General features: G+C 37.4%; 15 protein-coding genes and 1 pseudogene. 5 read left to right on the top strand and 11 right to left on the bottom strand.

Features of this window, described 5'->3' with window-relative positions; genetic code table 11:
* Positions 1–56: 56 nt before the first annotated feature.
* Entirely contained in the window at positions 57–2375 is a 2319-nt protein-coding gene (gene tamL / locus JCM15092_RS09565; RefSeq protein ID WP_024994463.1) for a translocation and assembly module lipoprotein TamL, read from the bottom strand.
* Positions 2356–7029 (bottom strand): translocation/assembly module TamB domain-containing protein, encoded by a 4674-nt coding sequence (locus JCM15092_RS09560; protein WP_024994462.1) that lies wholly within the window; start codon positions 7027–7029, stop codon positions 2356–2358. The genes tamL and JCM15092_RS09560 overlap by 20 nt, the downstream gene beginning before the upstream one ends.
* Positions 7030–7175: 146 nt before the next feature.
* On the opposite strand from JCM15092_RS09560, the gene JCM15092_RS09555 reads away from it, so the two are divergent.
* The 3 genes and pseudogenes from JCM15092_RS09555 to JCM15092_RS15690 all read left to right on the top strand — a co-directional run bounded on the left by JCM15092_RS09555 (position 7176) and on the right by JCM15092_RS15690 (position 10592).
* A complete protein-coding gene (locus JCM15092_RS09555) occupies positions 7176–8021 on the top strand; it encodes a peptidylprolyl isomerase (RefSeq protein WP_024994461.1) in 846 nt (281 codons plus the stop codon).
* Positions 8018–9256 carry a M16 family metallopeptidase gene (locus JCM15092_RS09550; protein WP_024994460.1) on the top strand — a complete coding sequence of 413 codons (1239 nt, stop codon included), beginning with the start codon at positions 8018–8020 and terminating at the stop codon, positions 9254–9256. Before JCM15092_RS09555 ends, JCM15092_RS09550 begins: the two co-directional genes overlap by 4 nt.
* Positions 9253–10592 (top strand): annotated as a pseudogene (locus JCM15092_RS15690) (MATE family efflux transporter). The gene JCM15092_RS09550 and the pseudogene JCM15092_RS15690 overlap by 4 nt, the downstream one beginning before the upstream one ends.
* Here JCM15092_RS15690 and JCM15092_RS09540 read toward each other — a convergent pair.
* Positions 10579–11118 carry a GNAT family N-acetyltransferase gene (locus tag JCM15092_RS09540; RefSeq protein WP_024994459.1) on the bottom strand — a complete coding sequence of 180 codons (540 nt, stop codon included), beginning with the start codon at positions 11116–11118 and terminating at the stop codon, positions 10579–10581. The pseudogene JCM15092_RS15690 and the gene JCM15092_RS09540 sit on opposite strands and share 14 nt — an antisense overlap.
* Positions 11115–12368 (bottom strand): M64 family metallopeptidase, encoded by a 1254-nt coding sequence (locus JCM15092_RS09535; protein WP_439645907.1) that lies wholly within the window; start codon positions 12366–12368, stop codon positions 11115–11117. Before JCM15092_RS09535 ends, JCM15092_RS09540 begins: the two co-directional genes overlap by 4 nt.
* 115 nt (positions 12369–12483) lie before the next feature.
* Between JCM15092_RS09535 and JCM15092_RS09530 the strand changes: the two genes are divergently transcribed.
* The gene (locus JCM15092_RS09530; protein ID WP_024994457.1) at positions 12484–12960 is read left to right on the top strand and encodes an Lrp/AsnC family transcriptional regulator; all 477 of its coding nucleotides are present in this window, start codon (positions 12484–12486) and stop codon (positions 12958–12960) included.
* On the opposite strand, the gene JCM15092_RS09525 is transcribed toward JCM15092_RS09530, so the two are convergent.
* From JCM15092_RS09525 to JCM15092_RS15685, 5 genes are read right to left on the bottom strand one after another with little or no spacing between them, the layout of a single operon-like run.
* Positions 12957–13454 (bottom strand): dihydrofolate reductase, encoded by a 498-nt coding sequence (locus JCM15092_RS09525; protein ID WP_024994456.1) that lies wholly within the window; start codon positions 13452–13454, stop codon positions 12957–12959. The two genes, JCM15092_RS09530 and JCM15092_RS09525, sit on opposite strands and share 4 nt — an antisense overlap.
* Positions 13455–13474: 20 nt before the next feature.
* Complete coding sequence (locus JCM15092_RS09520; protein ID WP_024994455.1) at positions 13475–14269, bottom strand: thymidylate synthase; 795 nt, start codon at positions 14267–14269, stop codon at positions 13475–13477.
* Positions 14270–14324: 55 nt separating this feature from the next.
* The gene (locus JCM15092_RS09515) at positions 14325–14654 is read right to left on the bottom strand and encodes a DUF5056 domain-containing protein (RefSeq protein ID WP_024994454.1); all 330 of its coding nucleotides are present in this window, start codon (positions 14652–14654) and stop codon (positions 14325–14327) included.
* Positions 14644–15186 carry an RNA polymerase sigma factor gene (locus tag JCM15092_RS09510; protein WP_024994453.1) on the bottom strand — a complete coding sequence of 181 codons (543 nt, stop codon included), beginning with the start codon at positions 15184–15186 and terminating at the stop codon, positions 14644–14646. Before JCM15092_RS09510 ends, JCM15092_RS09515 begins: the two co-directional genes overlap by 11 nt.
* Entirely contained in the window at positions 15187–15933 is a 747-nt protein-coding gene (locus JCM15092_RS15685) for a DUF6249 domain-containing protein (RefSeq protein ID WP_024994452.1), read from the bottom strand.
* Between the two features lie 145 nt (positions 15934–16078).
* Between JCM15092_RS15685 and JCM15092_RS09500 the strand changes: the two genes are divergently transcribed.
* Positions 16079–17497 carry a methyltransferase RsmF C-terminal domain-like protein gene (locus JCM15092_RS09500; protein WP_024994451.1) on the top strand — a complete coding sequence of 473 codons (1419 nt, stop codon included), beginning with the start codon at positions 16079–16081 and terminating at the stop codon, positions 17495–17497.
* A gap of 8 nt (positions 17498–17505) precedes the next feature.
* Here the strand turns inward: JCM15092_RS09500 and JCM15092_RS09495 are convergent, their stop codons facing one another.
* A complete protein-coding gene (locus tag JCM15092_RS09495) occupies positions 17506–17793 on the bottom strand; it encodes a thioredoxin family protein (protein WP_024994450.1) in 288 nt (95 codons plus the stop codon).
* A gap of 109 nt (positions 17794–17902) precedes the next feature.
* Entirely contained in the window at positions 17903–19999 is a 2097-nt protein-coding gene (locus JCM15092_RS09490; RefSeq protein ID WP_024994449.1) for a DNA topoisomerase 3, read from the bottom strand.
* Between the last annotated feature and the right edge of the window lie 175 nt (positions 20000–20174).

Raw genomic sequence — 20174 nt, 5'->3', positions numbered from 1 at the left:
ACTGATTCATTAAATAATAAATCAGTCAAAAAAGGATACAAATTGCTCTTTTACTACTAAAATGGATATCCAATTGCAAAATGCAAACCTAATCCATCTTTAAATTTAGGTATATTGTAATAACCTTTCTTTCCTGTATCATATGGAGCATGTAGCGCAATACCCAGGTCAAGTCTTAAAACCAAGAAAGTAAGGTCATATCTCAATCCCACTCCGGTTCCCAAAGCTATAGTCTTTCCCAGGTTACTCATTGTAAATTCTCCACCAGGACGCTCATCATCTTTTTTCAAAAGCCATACATTTCCTGCATCAAGGAAGGTAGCTCCATAAAGGCTGCCAAGCAGAGGGAAACGATACTCTACATTAGCTTCAAATTTAATATCTCCTGTCTCATCAATATATCCATATCTGTTTTCTGCTGATGGATGAAATGAGCCGGGACCTAGTGAACGTACTGTAAATCCACGTATACTATTTGCACCTCCTATATAAAACTGTTCACTATATGGAGCCACACTCATATTTCCATACGAGTATATCACACCCCCCATAAGTCTTGTAGCAATTTGCTGTTTTGCACCAACATTGAAGAGGCATCTTATCTCGGAAGTAAACTTAAGGAACTGTGCAAATGGACTGTTCAGCAATTTCTTTTCCTTCTCATTGAATCCTTTGCCCATAGCAGCAAAGAGAAGAGAAGTAACATTTCCTGACGATGTTATAGAGCTGTTCCACCATAAGTTATGACGTTTCTTTAAAGGAGTATTATCGTAGGTAATATCATAACTCATAGCAGGTATAAACTGATTTCCAAGACTCATGGCCAGAGACTTGTTCTGGGTTGTTATTGAGTCGAACTTAGCTGTAGTACTCTCTAAGGTATTGAAGGTCAAACGAAATGGAGTTATAACATGTTTCCAAACTCTTTTCTTTTTTAAATCATAGGATACTGTACCACCAAATGAAAGCATCTTGAAGAAACGTGCACGGTTCAATTGGTCAGCATAGAGTTTAAAAGTTGTATGCGACTGGAGGTTTCGTCTGCTCTCCTTCACCTTCCATGGTAGTAGCAAGCTTGGATATTCCAATGATACAGATGTACCAAGTTCATATGAATTCATCTTTGAGTTATCACCCATTCCCGAAGAGTTTGTCTGCCATTCATAGGAACCTTTCAACTGGAAGTTCAGCCTTGCACCTGTACGCATGAAGTTCCTTCGGCTTAGATTGAGCTCTGCTCCAGGACCTGTCTGGTCAGTACTCTTAGTGGTAACATTGAACTGTAGCTCTCCATCGTATGGCTGGTCAAACATAGTATTAATTACTACATTTAGAGTATCGCAACCAGGGAGCGTATCTTTAGGAGTATATCTGAACTCACTATATTTAAATACTCCAAGATGTGCTAAAGCATCCTGAGTACTAGTGTGCCTTCTTTGTGAATATAATCTTCCTTTACGCAAAAGCAACCTTTTGCGTAAAACCGATGGGCTAATTCCAGGTCTTTTTCCTGAATAGAACAACTTCATGCCATTATACTCAACAGAGTCATTAGGAGTCTCTCCATTATATCCGTTCATATATACAGATGTGTTTCCTATGACATACCTTTTATTTACTATATTAGGTAATCCAGGGATTGGCAAAACCCTAAGACTCACAAAGCCCGGGCGTTGTATAGTATCTGCCTGATAAGTAATAAAATCAGGACGGTAATAGAAATATCCGTTATTTCTGAAAAGTTCACTTAGCCTCTGACGCTCATTCTCGAGTAGTATAACACTGAAGTTCTCACCCTTTTTTAACAAACTAGGGTTTTTCTTTGAGTAAATCAGGCTATCTGCATCCTTAGTAAAGCCAACATACTCCACTGAGTCAAGAAAATATGGTTTCCCCATATCTATAGAGTAATCTATCTTAACTTTTTTAGGGTTCTTCATATCTACTACAGAATAGCCTACATTACCATTAAAGAAACCATAGTCATGCAATAAGTTAGATGCCACTTTTACACGAGTATCCGGATTAACCTCAGATAACAGAACGGGATCAGCAGCCATTTTTTTGAAAATCCAATTACCAATACCTTTTTTATCCTGATATTTCACAAAATCATTGTATACCCATAAGCCAAAAGGAATTGGGAATCTATAAGAACTGCTACCAAGTATTGCACCGTTAGGTGGGTAGTTCAATGCAGCCAAGACCTCATCCATAGCTGTTATACCGGCATTACTCTTATCTTCATTATTGATAGTAGTCTTCTTTATTCCTATATAGAGCTTCTCCCCTTCAGGTAGATTTTTCGTTGTAGAGCAAGAAGTAACTACTAGTACTAGAAGAATCAATAATATGTTACTTACTTTCTGTGACATCTTCTTCCCTCCTTTTAAATATAAACAGTTCTCCCAGACGAGTCATCTTTTTCCTGAGGACAATACCTACTCCGGTCTCTGTAATCTCACCTTCAAGTATGCTATCGAAGTTCTTATCATAGAAGAATCTGACATATCTGGTTCCACTATTATCCAAACGATATTCTATAGATACATTATCTATGAATGTCTCATCTTGTTGAGCACTATTTCCGGTAGATACCTTTCCGCCAATGACTATTCTAAATCGGTTATTCCAGAATCTCTTAGCAAACTGGAAGTTATAATCTGTTCGTTTGTTGCCACTCTCACCATCATCAACAGTCTCCATACCGAGATTTATATCCATAGTCTTGCCAACTACATTCGATATCTCACTTTGTAGAAACGAGTTCAATGTATTGTTAACATTAAATCCTCCTGTAGAGTTTCCTTCTGCCATATACATACCTGTGACAAGCATTGTAACAGCAAGCTTTCCTCTCTCCTCAAGACTCATAGAGTTTAGTTGCTCCTGAACAGTTGCATCATCGGCTGCCGATAAGATAAATGCCAGTCCTGGATTTTCAAGCTGGTTTGTGATGTTTACTCCCACATTGAATGTCACCATACGACCACTCTGCCCATTCTCAGAGACATTTGATCTCATTGGCTCCGTAGCAGTGATACTCATAGTAGGATTCATTGGGTTTCCTGTCCACTCTATATAGCTTCCATTCTGAATATAAAATGTCTTCAGGGGAATCACAGGTATCTCATATTTCATCTCTCCACTTATCAGTGAATAGCGTCCGTTTAATATCATATTTCCCTGAGGAGTATATTGGAATGCCAGGTCGCCACCTCCTTCCAGCATCATATAGTTTGATCCATCAGCAGTAAGATCCACCCTAGCCTGAACAGCCTGCTCGATATGCATTGTCATAGATACATCCATTCCGTTTATAGATACCGGTGTCAGAGTAGTTTTACGAACTTCCGTTGTATCTTTGAAATTAATGAATTTCACCATATCATTCAGCCTATCGTTCACTGTAAGTGGTGAATCCTTCATGATATATGTGAAGTTAGTCTTCCCAAGTATGTTCATATTACCCCTCATCACCAACTCCTGCAGTGGTCCTCGAAGTCGTGCATCGCAATCAACATACATCTTTCCATAGACTATTGACCTACGTGTGCGTGGTGCATTGATTAGTTCGTAATTCCTTGCACGCATTCCTAAGTTCATGTTTATCTTACTTAAATCAGCAAAATTCACATATCCGTCTATAATGAATGGATTCTTACCCTTAGAGAATATCTTGAACTGGTCGAATGTCATCTTACTGTCAACCATCTGTACCGGACGGTTATCAAATTGGAATCGTGCAGAAAGTTCAGGCATAAACATTGAGACAGAGTCCATAGCTAAGTTACCATTAAACAATGGTTTCGAAGGATCTCCTTTCATAGAGAGTGTGCCATCGAAGTCACCGGTAAACTCTAGCGAATTATCAGGAACAAAAGGATTGATTACATCAAGAGGGAAATGCTCCAGATCAACCGTGGCATTTACACTACCCTTATTTTCCTCACCTCTGAGGTACATACCGTTAATCTTCATCACCTCAACGCCATCTTTTGTTATAAAGCCATCAATATGATGATCATTATTATCACCAGGCATGTATACACCATTCATCTCCCAATTGCCCAAAGGGCTCTTTTCAAAAACAAACTGGTTCAATTGCATAGTACTACTTACTGTAGTGTGCTCTTTAGTCTTTATGTAGTGTAAATCACCGGCAAGCTTACCTTGCATATTAGGCATATAAGGGAGAACTCTTCTAAACTCATCTAGATTAATATTCGAAAGTTCAAGAGTCATATCCTGCAATGCTGTTGAGTCATTGTTACTTGTAAAGAAGTTCAATCCACTTCCTTTTTCATCAACAAGTTGCACATTAGCATTTACTTCACCTTTATTGCCAAGGAAAACATAGTTGTCTGGATTAAGGTTGAATGACCTATATACTATTGTAGGATGTTCAGGATAGAAATGGAGGTTTATTCCATGTTTATATAGATCGGCCATCACTCCCAAATATACACCTTGTTCCTTCTTCCCATTAAGATATTCTACCAGAAGCTGTGCCTTATTAGCTCCAAAAGAGCCCTCAAGTGAGACATCAAAAGCATCCTGGCTCTTTCGGGCAACACTGGTCACACCGCTATAGAATTTAAGTCCTTCGGCATCTTGTTCTATATCCAGATATATTGTATCAAGTGTTAGACTGTCATTATGCAATCCATATAGATATGAAGATCCGTTTATACCTTCTTCCGGTGAAGAGTCAATATCCATATAAAGCTTGTTGAAAGCAATATTATTCATTGCAAGATAGTTGTACAGAGGATTGTCCTTACCAGCGGATATAGTCATACATACATAAGGCAGATATTTCTTTAAAGCCTCTTGGTCTATGTGCTTATCTTCCCACTGCTTCAATAGTTTGTCGAAAAACATTGTAACGCTACCAGACAACTTGTTAATATTATCCCTACAAGATATAGAGAAGTCCAAGTCACCGGCTCTAGCATAAGCATGAGTAGAATCAGCGGTAGTCTTCATACCCAAGTATAGGTCTTTTGGCTTGAATGTCCTTTTAGGTGCAATTACATAAGTATTTGTCATCGATGCGTCAAAAGTAAGGTTCTTGTCCAGATTTGTATCAAAAGAGAGCCTTACATTCTGTGATGTCTGCAAACGCACATCAACCATGTTCAACTTCTGCCAATCAAGACGTCTTACATTTGCATCGAGATCCATATATATCCTCTTCTTTTGAAGTATTCCCGATAGATCTGTAGCTACATCCATTACTGCATTATCAATAGAAGCCTTTGCTTCAACCTTATTTTCGGCTAGAGAAGCATCAAAGATCAATCCTCCTAAATTATAAGAGCCATAATTGAACTTCTTAACAGATGCATTGGCAAACAAAGATGTCTTCTTAGAGAACATATCGAATCCTTGACCTTTTGCATAAGCATTTGCAGTGAAAGTATACATTGAGTCAACAGGAAAAAACTTATGAATGTCAAACTCATTAGCAGAAAGGTCAAACTCATAGCTCTCCTTTTTCCAATCCATAGAAGCCAGCATACGCAGAGTATTCTGCACTTCAAAACCTTTTATCTTAGGTAATTCTTCATTTATTTCAGCGGTTCCGAATATTGAATCGGTTACTATTTTAGAATTAAACTGTTTCAAAAGCATATCTGTATCTACAGATGTCCCCTTCAGTATGAACGTTCCGTCAAGACTTGTTCCCGAAGGTATTACCATACCTCCTGCAAAAGGTGCCAGAAAATCTATATTATCACTCTTTGCATTTAGAGTAATTTTCCCATTTCTTTTTCTATCGTTAATAGCATTGTTGATATTACCCTTCATCAATAAATCGAAGGAATTTGGTATGAGAGCATGGAATGAAGTTATGTTCAGGCTCTTCATGTTTCCATCCACTCCAGCCATAATCTTTAAAGGCATAGATGGATATTTCTTTATGAATTCCTTATCAGCTCCACCCATCATCCTTATCATATCGGGCTTACCTATCTCAGCCATCAAACGGCAAGATGCTTTACCCGGATTGTAATTTTCAAAAGCATCCCAATCAATGGAGGCACGCATATTTAGATAAGAATCGCTGGTATTAATCTCTAGTTCAGGAATATCAATAACCTTATCATCAGACTTTATCCTTCCCCTCATTGATATTAGACTAAACCTTGAGTTGGTCTCTTTAAAGGAGACCTTCCTTAAGTTAGCCTTTATGTTGCTGCCACGATAGAAGAGAGAATCTAATTGAATATTTATATCTGCCAACCTTATATCGGTCGGATCAATTCCCCCAAATTTAACAGCAGCCGTGTCTGCCACATTTTTTTTGATATCATTAAAACGGAGATTTCCATTATCAACATATAGTGTCTGTATCGAGTATAGCTGTTTATGAAGGTCTATATACCCGTTTCTCATAGCACTTTTCTTAAGATAAGCCTTCAAGTGAGTATTCTGAAGCGGTGAGCTGAATTCAAAATCTACATTTTGTACATCGATTTTCTTGAGCTTAAATTTCCAATACGAAGGTTTACTCTTTGCAGTATCTTGAGAGGTTGTATCTGTTATGCAGAGAGATATCTTGGAATTTTTAAGAAGTACATCATTGAGTACTGCAGTCTCAGGATCAAGTTTAATTCCATGGCTAGCTAGATAGAATTCTCCAAGAGTACCTTTTACAGTCATGCCATGAATAATCTCCATGCTATTTATATACGCATCTTTTATAGAGACAGCGTCTATCTCTATATTCTTTTTGAACAAAGGAAACAGTTGCACTTTTACCTGTAGCCTATCTACCTCTAGCAAGGTATCTCTAGCAGCCGAAGTCGCCTTAACGTCGGTCATCACCAGATCCAAAGGGAAAGACAGGGAGACATGACCTACAGAAATATTCATCTTAGTCTTTTCGGATGCTATTTCCGCTGTCTTATCTACTAAATAATTCTGTATAGGTGGCAAATAGATAAGTACACATAGAATAATGAATAAGATGAATGGCGATGCAGCTATCCATAAAATCCAACGTATATACTTTTTCTTCATTCTGTCAGATAATCATTTATGCAAATGTAAACAAAATAGAGCATACATAGCTGCTTGTATCTCAGTTTTCTTTTAAGAACTGGGCCTTTCCATAATTGTTTTTACACTATTAATTAGTATTTTTGTCTACTTAAAATCAACAAGCTATGAAAGCAAGCAGATTTTTAATTATTTGTATAATAATCGCTGCTATCACCTCATGTGGTGCTAGTACGAAAAACAATTCAAAAAATATGAGCTCAGAAAACCAAACCATTGTAAAGTTCGAAACAAATGTTGGTGACTTTACCGTAGCACTTTATAACGAGACTCCTAAACATAAGGAGAATTTTATCAAACTGGTAAAAGAGGGTATGTATGACAGTACTCTATTCCATAGAGTAATCAAACAGTTTATGGTACAGGCTGGTGATCCTAAGAGCAAAAATGCTTCAGATACTGCGACTTTAGGGGCCGGAGATGTAGGTTACACTATACCTGCTGAATTCAACAATGAACTTTTTCACAAAAAAGGAGCTTTAGCTGCTGCACGTCAAGGAGATGAGGTGAATCCTGAAAAGGCTTCATCTGGATGCCAGTTCTATATCGTAACCGGAAGGAAGTTCACCGAGCCAAAACTGCTTGATATGGAGAACCAGATAAATGAGCAGCGTGAAGAGAATATATTCAACTCACTTGCACAAAAGCATATGAAGGAGATATACAAGATGAGAAAAGCCGGAGATAATGAAGGGCTTCTCGAACTTCAGGATACTTTAGAGTCTCAGGCTAGTGCAATGGCTATGGAGGAGGGACCATTCAAGTTCACAAAGAAACAGATTGATGCATATACTACTATAGGAGGTACACCACATCTTGACGGAGCATACACTGTATTCGGAGAGGTTATTGAGGGAATGGACACTATAGAAAAAATTGAGAATAGCAAGACAGGCAGAGCTGATCGCCCTACTAATGATATCAGAATACTGAAAGCAACAGTTGTAGAATGATACAAGTTAACAAACATACTCTTGACAATGGTCTTCGCATAGTACACTCACAAGACAAGACAACACAGATGGTTGCCTTGAACATTCTATATGATGTAGGTGCTAAAGATGAAGATGAGAATCATACCGGCTTTGCACATCTCTTTGAGCATCTCATGTTCGGAGGTTCTGTTAATATACCCGATTATGACACTCATGTCCAAAATGCTGGAGGTGAGAATAATGCTTGGACAAACAATGATATCACAAACTATTACATAACTCTGCCACTTCAGAATGTGGAGACTGCATTTTGGCTTGAGAGTGACCGTATGCTTTCATTAGACTTCAACGAAAAGAGTCTGGAAGTACAAAGACAGGTTGTTATAGAAGAATTTAAGCAGAGAAACCTCAACCAGCCTTATGGTGATACATCGCATATCGTAAGAAATATGGCCTACAAAGTACATCCATACAAATGGCCAACTATTGGTAAGGAAATCAGTCATATAGAAAATGCTACCATGGAGGATGTACGTTCCTTCTTCTTTAGCCACTATGCACCCAATAATGCCATTCTCGCAGTGACAGGCAATATCTCCTTCGAAGAGACAATAGCAATGGCAGAGAAATGGTTCGGTCCTATTCAGAGAAGAGATGTGATAAAACGTAATCTTATTAAAGAACCGGAGCAGTTGCAGGAGAGAAGAGAGACAGTTGAACGCAATGTTCCTGTTGATGCTATATATATGGCTTTCCACATGAGCAACAGAAAGGATAGGAATTATTATGCTTACGACATGTTGAGCGACCTGCTAAGCAATGGACGTTCAAGCCGCTTCATTCAAAATCTTGTTCAGGAGAAAAAGTTCTTCAGTAATATTGATGCATACATTTCAGGGAGTGTTGAAGAGGGGTTATTCCATATATCAGGCAAACCTGTTCCAAGTATCTCTCTAAAGGATGCAGAGAAAGCTATTTGGGAAGAACTTGAAGCTATAAAAAACAGCGAGCTACCTCTGAATGAGCTTGATAAGGTTAAAAACAAATATGAAAGCGAGCAGATATTCAGTAACATGAACTATCTTAATGTAGCAACAAATCTTGCTTTCTTTGAACTTCTTGGTAATGCAGAAGATATTAATAATGAGGTTGAAAAATATCGTAGTGTTGATGCTGATCATATCCAGATGGTAGCGAAAAAGACTTTTACTCCAAATAATAGCTCTACACTATACTATAAGGCAAAAAAATGAATTTCTCACTGAAAAACTATTCAAAATATTATAGGTCTCTTTTTACTGTAGGTATTCCAATTATTATAGGCCAAATAGGCATGATAGTTCTTGGCTTTGCCGATACACTGATGATAGGGCACCATAGTACTACAGAACTAGCAGCAGCCAGTTTTGTGAATAATGTTTTCACCCTGGCAATAATCTTTGCAATGGGATTCTCATACGGCCTCACTCCTATTGTTGGTGACCTATATGGAAAAGGAGAGGTGACAGAGGTAGGCAGCAGCTTGAAAAACAGTCTTTTTGCAAACACATTAATAGCACTGCTTCTTACATTTATAATGTTGATAGTATACATATCACTCGATAAAATGGGACAGCCTAAAGAACTAATTCCCATAATTCGACCATACTACATAATACTACTGATTTCCCTAGTATTCGTAATGCTCTTCAATGGATTCAAGCAGTTTGCAGATGGCATAACAGATACAAATGTATCTATGTGGATACTTATTGGAGGCAATGCTCTCAATATTTTTGGTAACTACATACTGATATATGGAAAATTTGGGGCTCCTGAAATGGGGCTTGTAGGTGCAGGACTATCTACCTGATATCAAGAATAGTTATGGTTATTGTCTTTGCTATTGTATTCTTTAAAGCTAAGAAATACCACTGCTATCGTGAAGGTTTCAAAGAGAGTATTATTAACAAGAGAGAATTTATAAAACTCAACCGTTTTGGATGGCCTATAGCTCTACAGATGGGTATGGAGACAGCATCATTTAGCCTAAGCACTATAATGGTGGGATGGATAGGTACTATGGCACTTGCAGCTCATCAGATAATGCTTACTGTATCACAGCTATGTTTCATGATATACTATGGGATGGGAGCAGCTGTAGCTATTCGCGTAAGCAACTTCAAGGGCCAGAATGACATAGATTCAGTAAAGCACACATCAAGTGCCGGTTTCCATATAATAATGGTTTTATCAATAACTTCATGCTTGCCAATATTCATACTCAGAAATGAATTGGGTGCTCTTTTCACTGATAATTTGGAAGTAGGAATATTAGTTGCACAACTTGTAATACCTATGCTGATTTATCAGTTTGGAGATGGCCTGCAATGCAATTACGCCAATGCACTTAGAGGTATTGCAGATGTAAAACCTATAATGTTGTATGCTTTCATAGCATACTTCCTAATATCACTACCTGTAGGATATTTCTTTGCATTTATACTCAACTGGGGACTTGTCGGAATATGGATGGCTTTCCCATTCGGACTTACAAGCGCAGGAATTATGTATTACTTACGATTTAAATTGAGTGTCAGGAAACTTTAGTAAAGTTGTATACCTGACTATATAGTTCATTTATAACTTCGGAAACATTAAGTTCTGAATTCCAGTTATACGACATTATATTCATATTAATACAGCAGCCACCTTCTCTATATGGTGGCTGTTTATATTCTATATTATTCAGCTTAAAACCATTCCTTTTATAGAAGTTTACCCGTCTCTTCTCAATGTCACCGATCGGAATCTCAACCTCAAGAATTATCGGTTTGTCTGAAAGTTCTCTCTTAATCTGTTCAATGGTGCCCTCACCAAACCCACGATTCCTGAATAAAGATTGTATAGCAAAATGTTCAATGTAGTATACAAAGCCTAAATCCCAATAATTTATCAATCCTATAGGAACTCCATCGCTAGTAATGATATTTGCCTTAAAGTTGCTTTTTACATCTGTATAGCTTCTCTGACAATCTCGGTCTCTTCTCTCATCAATGGGGAAAGCAGACTCAAGGAGTGATTCAACAAAGCAATATTCTTCATCACAACTATATATTCTCCTTATTTCTATCATTCAGTATAAAATTTTATCAACTTCTCTATAGCGCGCTGACATACCGGGCAAAAGGCTTTTGTCTCGTTTATCTTCATACGGCACTCTTCGGCTGGTCGATAAATACCTTTTTTTGTATAACCGGCACCTTCGTAAAGTCCCACTCCTTCTACCTTAGCATCAATCATATCCTTCCACTTCTTATCAAAATCAACCTTTGTTGTTATATTCTTCTCCCATGGCTCGACTGAATATGGGTATATAGGAGAAGGAGACTCATCGTATGCATACTCATCAGCAAGACCGGCAAAACTATGCCCGAACTCATGAACCACAACCGGAGCAAACATTTTATGATGGGCAGTTGTCAATGTGAAAGAGTTGTATATTCCTCCACCACCGTAAGTATCAGTATTAGCAAGAATGACTATATGTTCATAAGGTATTCCTGAAAGAGCATCATGAATCTTCTTCACATTACTTGTTGTTAGGTATCTGTCCGAATAGAATGTATTGAAATGAGATTCAAAAGCTGAGTTTTTCCAAACTCCCTTTCCAGGGACACTCACTCCACTATCTACTGAAGGAGAGGCTACTGCAACTACATTAAATCTATCTTTATATTTCTTGAAAGGTTCGTGGCTGAATATGGCGTCGGCTGCAGCCTGCGCATCCTTATAAAATATCTCCATCTCATCTACCCTATATCCTTCTGCTAATATGGCAACATCTATACAATTCTCAGGAGTGCCACTCTTTAAAAGATATTTATGTGGTAATGCAATTTTTTTATCGCTATTCTCGATAAGGATATCGTTTGGATTTATTTCATGAGTAAATTCGGAAATTGTTCTTTGATGATTATCAAAGAGTCTTGCAGTAACAATGCACTCTTTCTTTGGAGAAGGAATAAGAAAACTATTTTCATACGAACGACTTACCTTTGCGGCTTCCGGCTCACAAAGCCATTCCTGAAAAAGACTTGAAAAAGATGTACGGTATATGGTATCACCACTCAATTTATCTACTACAGTTATGTCACCATTACCTTTTAATGGTAACTCAGATAGGTTGTCTCTTCTACCTGCCCATTCCTCACTAGATGATAATTTATCAAGATATATATTCTGCCTGGCTTTATCGCCTGCAAATATATAATCAACTCTAAGACTCTTACCATTGAAGAAGTCATCAAACTTCTGACCAAACAGGTTTGAAGATATAATAAATACCAAAAAAAATATAGAATATCTCATTGTCACATTTTTCATACAAAAATAGTATATACTATCAATTTCTCAATAATAAACAAATAAAAGTTATATTCTATGCATTAATATGATAGATAAATACTTTATCTTTGCAAAAAATATAATTAATATATAAATGGGACATCATCAATTAGATAGCTTGGATGAGCAGATTTTAAAACTTATTGCAGATAACGCTCGAATCCCTTTTCTTGAAGTTGCAAGAGCATGTAATGTGTCTGGTGCTGCTATCCACCAAAGAATCCAGAAGCTGACCAATTTAGGTATACTTAAAGGATCACAGTTTATTTTGGATCCAGAAAAGATTGGTTATGAAACATGTGCATATATTGGCCTATACCTTAAAGATCCTGAACAATTTGACTCTGTTGCAGAGGCTTTAAAGAAGATACCTGAAGTTGTTGAATGTCATTTTACAACCGGCCAATATGATCTGTTCATAAAGATATATGCTAAGAACAATCACCATCTTCTGAGCATTATTCATGACAAATTACAACCATTAGGTCTTGCTCGTTCTGAAACTATTATTTCATTCAACGAAGCAATAAACCGTCAAATGGCCATATTAGATATGGAGGAGAAAGATTAATTAGAAAGTCTTTCGTAATTGATAAAACTAAAATTATAGGGATGTCTATCATCGATTGGATGATCTTCCCTATTTTTTATTTCCCATTCATCCATCTTTATAGCAGGAAAGAAGGCATCAGCATTTTTAGGAATATCATAGACATGGGTTATATATAGCTTATTTGCTTTAGAAATTGCCTCTCTGTACAAAGTCTCACCTCCGATAACAAACACCTCTTCATCGTTTTTACACGAATCCAAAGCCTCTTCCAAAGAACTAAAACTGTCACATCCGGGAAAGGAGTTATTGCTTCTCGAGAGAACTATATTACGTCTGTTTGGCAAAGCACCCTTCGGTAATGACTCAAAGGTATGACGACCCATTATTATTGTATGACCTGATGTAAGTGCCTTGAAACGCTTCAGATCATCAGGAAGCCAATAAATGAGTTTGTTAGAATAGCCGATAGCATAGTTATCGGCTACTGCTACTATAATAGAAATACATGACATAACTTGAAATGGATTGTGATTTAAACGGCAACTGATCCTGATATGTGTGGCCACGGATCATAATCGACAAGTTCAAAATCCTCGTACTTAAAATCAAAGATGCTTTTCACATCCGCATTGATTCTCATTTTAGGGAGAGGACGTGGTTCACGAGTTAGCTGCAACTTAACTTGCTCGAAATGGTTGGTATAGATATGTGTATCACCTAAAGTATGAACGAAATCGCCTGCTTTAAGTCCTGTAACTTGTGCAACCATCATAAGTAGAAGAGCATAAGATGCAATATTGAATGGAACTCCCAGGAAAGTATCTGCACTCCTCTGATAGAGTTGAAGGCTCAAACGACCATCTGCAACATAAAACTGGAAAAATGCATGACATGGAGGAAGATTCATGTTATCAATATCTGCTACGTTCCACGCACTGACTATTATACGTCGTGAATCAGGATTATTCTTTATATCATCTATAGCACGACTTATCTGATCAATGAAACCACCTTTATAATCTGGCCAAGAGCGCCATTGGTAACCATATATATGTCCTAAATCTCCATTTTCATCAGCCCATTCATTCCAAATTCTAACTCCATGGTCCTGAAGATACTTTACATTTGTATCACCATTGAGGAACCATAGTAGTTCGTATATAATAGATTTTAGGTGAAGTTTCTTTGTTGTGAGCAGAGGGAAACCCTCTTCAAGATTAAAACGCATCTGATGACCGAATACACTAATTGTTCCTGTACCGGTACGGTCTTCTTTATGTACCCCCTCAGTCATTATACGATTTAGCAAATCAAGATATTGTTTCATTTTATCTGTCTTTATGTAATATGACAAAGGTACAATATTATCTTCTCAAAACAAATTACCATTTAAGAGAACATATGCGTTCTATTCCAATACAAAGTAATACACCAAATGCTATGAACAGTGAATTATAATTAATATCCTGAGAAAGGATGTGTGACTTTGCTGCAAAAAGTTCAGAAACGAATTCAAATATGATAATAAATCCATCGAATTTAATGAACAAGAATGCACATATTGCAAAACATATAAAATTAAGTATTCTTGAAATATCTAATCTTCTCTCTGGCAAATTTCTGATAACTCTTTCAGAAAAGTCATTATCCTCTATCTCCTTGCATCTTGATTGCAAGAACCGAGCAACAAGTTCATCATTGTTATCTTTCATAACCATTATTTTTTAAAAAATTAGCTAGTTTTTCTTTTCCTCTTGATAAATGGGACTTTATGGTACCTGTAGGTATCCCCATTATATCCGAAATTCTATCAAGAGCCAAATCCTCCATATAAAATAGAGTTATACAGCTTCTTTCAACCTCCTTTAGTTGAGATAAGCCAAGATAAAGATCCATATGCTCACCTACAGCTTTCTGCTCTGTGTGATATTGAGCATCTACCTCATAGGTATCTAAGCCACATTCCTCTTTTCTACTGCGAATATAATCATAAAATACATTATAAGCAATTCTATAGAGCCAAGTAGAGAAACTTGAAAGGTTCTTGAATGATGAGAGACTTGTATAGGCTTTAATAAATGTTTCTTGGGCAAGATCATCACTTAGTTCGCTATCGCCAAGTGTTTGGTGTAGGAAAAACCTACGTATAGGCGATTGATACTTCTTGACCAAAGTATCAAACGCCTTTATGTTTTTAAACACAACAACTTGTGCTACTAAAGCAATGTCGTTGATCTGACCCATTTAATTTTCTTCTTTATCTTCTACTGTATCAACAATATTCGAAGGCTTTTCACTAGGTTGGCTCTCTTGCTTATCAGTAGATGGCTCTTGTTTACTCTCCTCACTCACCTTTTCAGATACTTTTCTCTTCATATAATCACTCTTGAACTTATCAAGTTCGCTTACCTTATTTTGTTCTCTACTTCTGCCTGAATAACCAATAATTATCTGAGAAATACCCAGACAGAAAATAAGGAATCCTATTGCAGCCAATCCCGCTGTGCCGGTCAACAACCATAGAAAGACACCTAGTCCTATACCCAGGAATGCATTTTTTATACCTTTATTCAATATCTGATCATCTTTTGATGGTTCTTTAAAGAGTTCATTTGGTATCTCTTGACCCACACTAAGTGCCTGAGCTGCCAGTCTGTACTTAGCTTGATTATTCTTATATCTGAACCAAAGGAAGATAGCAATGATAAAAACCGGAAGACCAAATACAGAGATGATAGCCACTATCGGTATTGCATTTTGACTAGAATCCCAATCATTACTAGAATCATACCATGTAGAGGAGGTAAGAGGCTTAGAATACATAACGGTGTCGCTCTCACCATCAATCGTATCGGAATCAGAGACTACACCTATAACAGTAGCAGAATCTTTTCCATCATTTACGTTGACATTTAGCTTTACATTGTCGCCTGAGGCTGATGTAGAGAATAAAGTCAGCATTAAAGCAAAGATTAAAAATAGATGTTTCATATAATTGTTTTTTTGTTGCTTATAATTATTTGTTTCTGTTTTCATAAAGTTAGACGTAACCATTTTCTATTTGGTTGCAAAGAGACAAATATTTTTTTAAAATTACGATATTTACTTTTACTTTTGCCATGAATAAAAATAAAATATGGATTTACCTAAAGAGTTTATAAGCAGAACCAGGGAATTTCTGGGAGAGGAAGATTTAAATAAATTAGTTGAGGTACTTGACACCACTTCACCTACAAGCATACGTACCAACCCTTTCAAATGGAATAATACTGTTGACGAAGAGCCAGTCGGCTGGTGCCAGAATGCATATTATCTTGCGGAGAGGAAGCCGTTTACTTTCGATCCACTTTTTCATGCCGGAGCATACTATGTACAGGAAGCATCGTCTATGTTTCTTGACAGAGTAATAAAAGAGTATGTAAAGGGTGCCGTAATAGCTCTAGACCTTTGCGCTGCGCCTGGAGGTAAATCCACTCTTATACGTTCTGCACTACCCGAAGGAAGTCTTCTATTTGCAAATGAGTATGTAAAAAACCGCTCACAGATTCTTGCGGAAAATATTATTAAATGGGGAAATTCTGATATTATCGTAACCAACAACAGTCCAGCGGATTATAGCCAATTCAATAATCTGTTTGACTTCATATTAACAGATGTACCTTGCTCAGGTGAAGGTATGTTCCGAAAAGATGAGATGGCTATAAGCGAATGGAGCATTGACAATGTGCTCAATTGTCAGCAGAGGCAGAGAGAGATACTAAAAGATATCTGGAGCACCTTGAAGGAGGGTGGTATATTAGTATACAGCACCTGCACATACAACAGAGAAGAGAATGAGGATAATGTAAAGTGGATATCCGAAGAACTTGGAGCAAAAGTTATTTCCGTACCGATATCTGAAGATTGGAAGATCACTGGCTCACTCACTGATGAGGAGTTACCGGTATATAGATTCCTACCTCACAAGACTAAAGGTGAAGGACTATTCATGGCAGTTCTTAAAAAGAGCTGTAGGAATGAATCTGAAGAGAACGGACACTCATACCTAGATGAGAAAAGAGATAAGAAGAACAAAAAGAGCAATAAGGGTAATAGTAAGACTTTTGCCGTTCCGCAAAGTGTAAAAGAGTGGCTAAACGAAAGTGATTATTTCACCTTTGACAGTAATGAAACCACTATTGAGGCATTTCCAAAGAGACACTATGAGACATATGATAAGGTAAAAGATAAGCTAAGGATTATCCATAAAGGTATTGAGATAGCCAGCATTAAAGGGAAAGACTTTATACCTTCTCATTCGCTCGCCATGAGCACATCTATAAACATGGAAATGTTCTGTACTATAGAGTTGGATTACAGGAGTGCTATAGCATATCTAAGAAAGGAGGCCATAGCAGTGGACTCATCTTATCCCAAAGGATATGTATTATTTACATACAGAGGATTACCATTGGGATTTGCTAAGAATATAGGCAACAGAACAAATAATCTATATCCACAAGAGTGGAGAATAAGAAGTAGTTATCCTCCTGAGGAAGACCCTTCTATTATTTAGTGGACCGTTTATTTAGTGGGCTGATTATACTCTTTTCCTGTCAATACGCTTGTGAGTAGGTCCTTCATCTCATCTTTGAATATTCCACCTTCGTGCAGCTTTTTACCTTCAAAGTAGATAGTTGGGACATAATAATAGTCAAATTTATCAGCATAATCAGGTTGAATAAGTTCGTCTATTTTCTCAATTTCAATATCTCCTAATTCAGGATTTTCCTGGATACACTCATTGATGTATTTGAATGCTCTTTTACAAAAAGGGCAAAGAGGTTGATAAAAAATTGTAATCTTCTTCATAATAAATTTATTAGTTGACTGTCTATATATAAAACAAAAATGTATCCATTATTCCCAAAGAGGTTTATAAATAAAACAAACAATTTCTCATGCGATAGTTATATCTGAATTATTCAAAAGGTTTTCTAAATGAGCATCCGTTCTTCCACTCCGAACAACCGAATGCACTCTTACCTCTAATCACATGCCCTTTACCACATAATGGACAGATATCATTTTCCTTTATAATAGGTTCACTATTCTTCTCTTTCTTTGCTGCTCGCGGTTTCTTCTCTTTAGCAGGACTCTTTACCGACTGAGATTGTCCTTTTGAAGACTTAGCACTCTCCTCTTTAGCATCAGCGACAACAGTAATTCGCCTGTTGGTATTGTCGCACAGTACACTGTTAACTATCTCGGATACCATCTGTTTCAGTTCGTTGAGGAAAGTAGCTACATCATACGACCTCTTCTCTATTTCACGAAGTTTCTTCTCCCACAATCCGGTAAGTTCTGCCGATTTCAGCAACTCCTCATGAATAACTCCTATAAGTTCAACACCTGTCGCTGTAGCGATAAGATTCTTCTTTTCCTTGCGTATATATCGACGTTTGAATAGTGTTTCAATAATAGCAGCTCGTGTTGAAGGACGACCTATACCGTTCTCCTTCAGTGCATCACGCAACTCATCATCATCGACAAGTTTTCCTGCTGTCTCCATTGCACGCAGCAGAGTCGCCTCAGTATAAGGTCTTGGTGGCTGTGTCCATTTTTCAGTAAGAAAAGGTTCATGTTCTCCACTTTCTCCCTTTACAAAAGATGGCAGAGTCTTCTCTTCTTCTTTATCTTCTTTTGGTTCATCAGCACTCTCCTTAGCAAAAATCACTCTCCATCCCGGCTCGAGAATCTGTTTGCCGGATGCCTTGAACTCAATCTTATCAGCTTCACCGATTATTGTAGTTGTAGAAAATTTACAGTCCGGATAGAATACGGCAATAAAACGTCGGGCTACAAGGTCGAATACCTTTTTCTCCATATCTGTTAGATTCACTGCAGGCTGTCCTGTAGGTATTATGGCATGGTGATCGGTTACCTTCGTGTTATCGAAAACCTTTTTTGACTTGACAAGTTTCTTTCCTGCCAAGGAAGCTATATAAATATCGTACTGCTTCAGTCCGGCCAGTATAGCAGGACATTTTGGATATATGTCTTCACTCAGGAATGTAGTGTCAACACGTGGATATGTAGTTATCTTCTTCTCATAAAGTGATTGAATCAACTTAAGCGTTTCATCTGCAGAAAATCCATACTTCTTATTGCACTCTACCTGAAGTGAAGTCAGGTCAAACAGCCTTGGAGGTGCCTCATTACCCTTCTTCAATGATACATCAGTAATATCGAACATAGAGCCTTTTACTCTCTCAAGAAGTGCCTCACCTTCTTCAAGTGAACTGATAGGTGGAATACCTCTGTTCGAGTTTTCCTGCTTTCCTTTCTCGTCCTCTTCAGCAACCAACTCCTCTTCACTTTTTGCTATTATAGCTGTAAAGGCGGTATCTCTATAAATTGTAGCTAGTACCCAATACTGTTTAGGGACAAAATTTTCTATTTCATGTTGGCGGTTTACAATCAGTGCCAATGTAGGTGTCTGGACTCTTCCTATAGAAAGCACCTGACGATTCTGACCATACTTTAATGTATAGAGACGTGTGGCATTCATTCCCAAAAGCCAATCACCTATAGCTCTGCTCAGTCCTGCTTCGTATAGCGACTTGAACTCAGACTGATCTTTCAGATTCTGGAAACCTTCTCTGATAGCCTCTTCTGTAAGAGATGATATCCATAGACGCTTAACAGGACATTTAGCACCTGCCTTCTGCATTACCCATCTCTGAATAAGTTCTCCCTCTTGGCCGGCATCACCACAGTTTATTATCTCATCTGCATTCTGCATCAACGACTCGATTGTTTTAAACTGTTTTTCTATACCATTGTCACTTATTAGTTTAATGCCGAAACGGGGAGGAATTATAGGAAGACTTGAGAGACTCCATGATTTCCATGACGGAGAATATTCATGAGGTTCCTTAAGTGTACAAAGATGACCGAAGGTCCAAGTTACCTGATAGCCATTTCCTTCTATATAGCCATCTCTCCTGGTCTTGGCGCCTAAAACTTCGGCAATATCCTTAGCAACACTTGGCTTTTCAGCAATGCATACAATCATACTTTCATTTTGTTATTGGAACAAAGGTAATAAGATTAATCAACTTTTTAACAAGATTGAGATATTCACAAAATGGTTTTTTCTTTTCTGAATAACTATTTATACAATAATTCTTCGTAAATAGCAGAGCATGAACTTTTTTATTAAATAAAGATTATCATTAATGACATTATAT

The sequence above is a fragment of the Phocaeicola paurosaccharolyticus JCM 15092 genome, assembly GCF_000613805.1.
GTDB lineage: Bacteria > Bacteroidota > Bacteroidia > Bacteroidales > Bacteroidaceae > Phocaeicola > Phocaeicola paurosaccharolyticus.
This window is presented reverse-complemented; position numbering and strand designations above follow the sequence as displayed.

Coding starts and splice junctions, on each gene's coding strand:
- JCM15092_RS09510 (WP_024994453.1), bottom strand. CDS start 15,186: ATGGGTCAGATCAACGACATTGCTTTAGTAGCACAAGTTGTTGTGTTT.
- JCM15092_RS09530 (WP_024994457.1), top strand. CDS start 12,484: ATGGGACATCATCAATTAGATAGCTTGGATGAGCAGATTTTAAAACTT.
- JCM15092_RS09555 (WP_024994461.1), top strand. CDS start 7,176: ATGAAAGCAAGCAGATTTTTAATTATTTGTATAATAATCGCTGCTATC.
- JCM15092_RS09520 (WP_024994455.1), bottom strand. CDS start 14,269: ATGAAACAATATCTTGATTTGCTAAATCGTATAATGACTGAGGGGGTA.
- JCM15092_RS09495 (WP_024994450.1), bottom strand. CDS start 17,793: ATGAAGAAGATTACAATTTTTTATCAACCTCTTTGCCCTTTTTGTAAA.
- JCM15092_RS09550 (WP_024994460.1), top strand. CDS start 8,018: ATGATACAAGTTAACAAACATACTCTTGACAATGGTCTTCGCATAGTA.
- JCM15092_RS09540 (WP_024994459.1), bottom strand. CDS start 11,118: ATGATAGAAATAAGGAGAATATATAGTTGTGATGAAGAATATTGCTTT.
- tamL (WP_024994463.1), bottom strand. CDS start 2,375: ATGTCACAGAAAGTAAGTAACATATTATTGATTCTTCTAGTACTAGTA.
- JCM15092_RS09525 (WP_024994456.1), bottom strand. CDS start 13,454: ATGTCATGTATTTCTATTATAGTAGCAGTAGCCGATAACTATGCTATC.
- JCM15092_RS09515 (WP_024994454.1), bottom strand. CDS start 14,654: ATGAAAGATAACAATGATGAACTTGTTGCTCGGTTCTTGCAATCAAGA.
- JCM15092_RS09560 (WP_024994462.1), bottom strand. CDS start 7,029: ATGAAGAAAAAGTATATACGTTGGATTTTATGGATAGCTGCATCGCCA.
- JCM15092_RS09490 (WP_024994449.1), bottom strand. CDS start 19,999: ATGATTGTATGCATTGCTGAAAAGCCAAGTGTTGCTAAGGATATTGCC.
- JCM15092_RS09500 (WP_024994451.1), top strand. CDS start 16,079: ATGGATTTACCTAAAGAGTTTATAAGCAGAACCAGGGAATTTCTGGGA.
- JCM15092_RS15685 (WP_024994452.1), bottom strand. CDS start 15,933: ATGAAACATCTATTTTTAATCTTTGCTTTAATGCTGACTTTATTCTCT.
- JCM15092_RS09535 (WP_439645907.1), bottom strand. CDS start 12,368: ATGAAAAATGTGACAATGAGATATTCTATATTTTTTTTGGTATTTATT.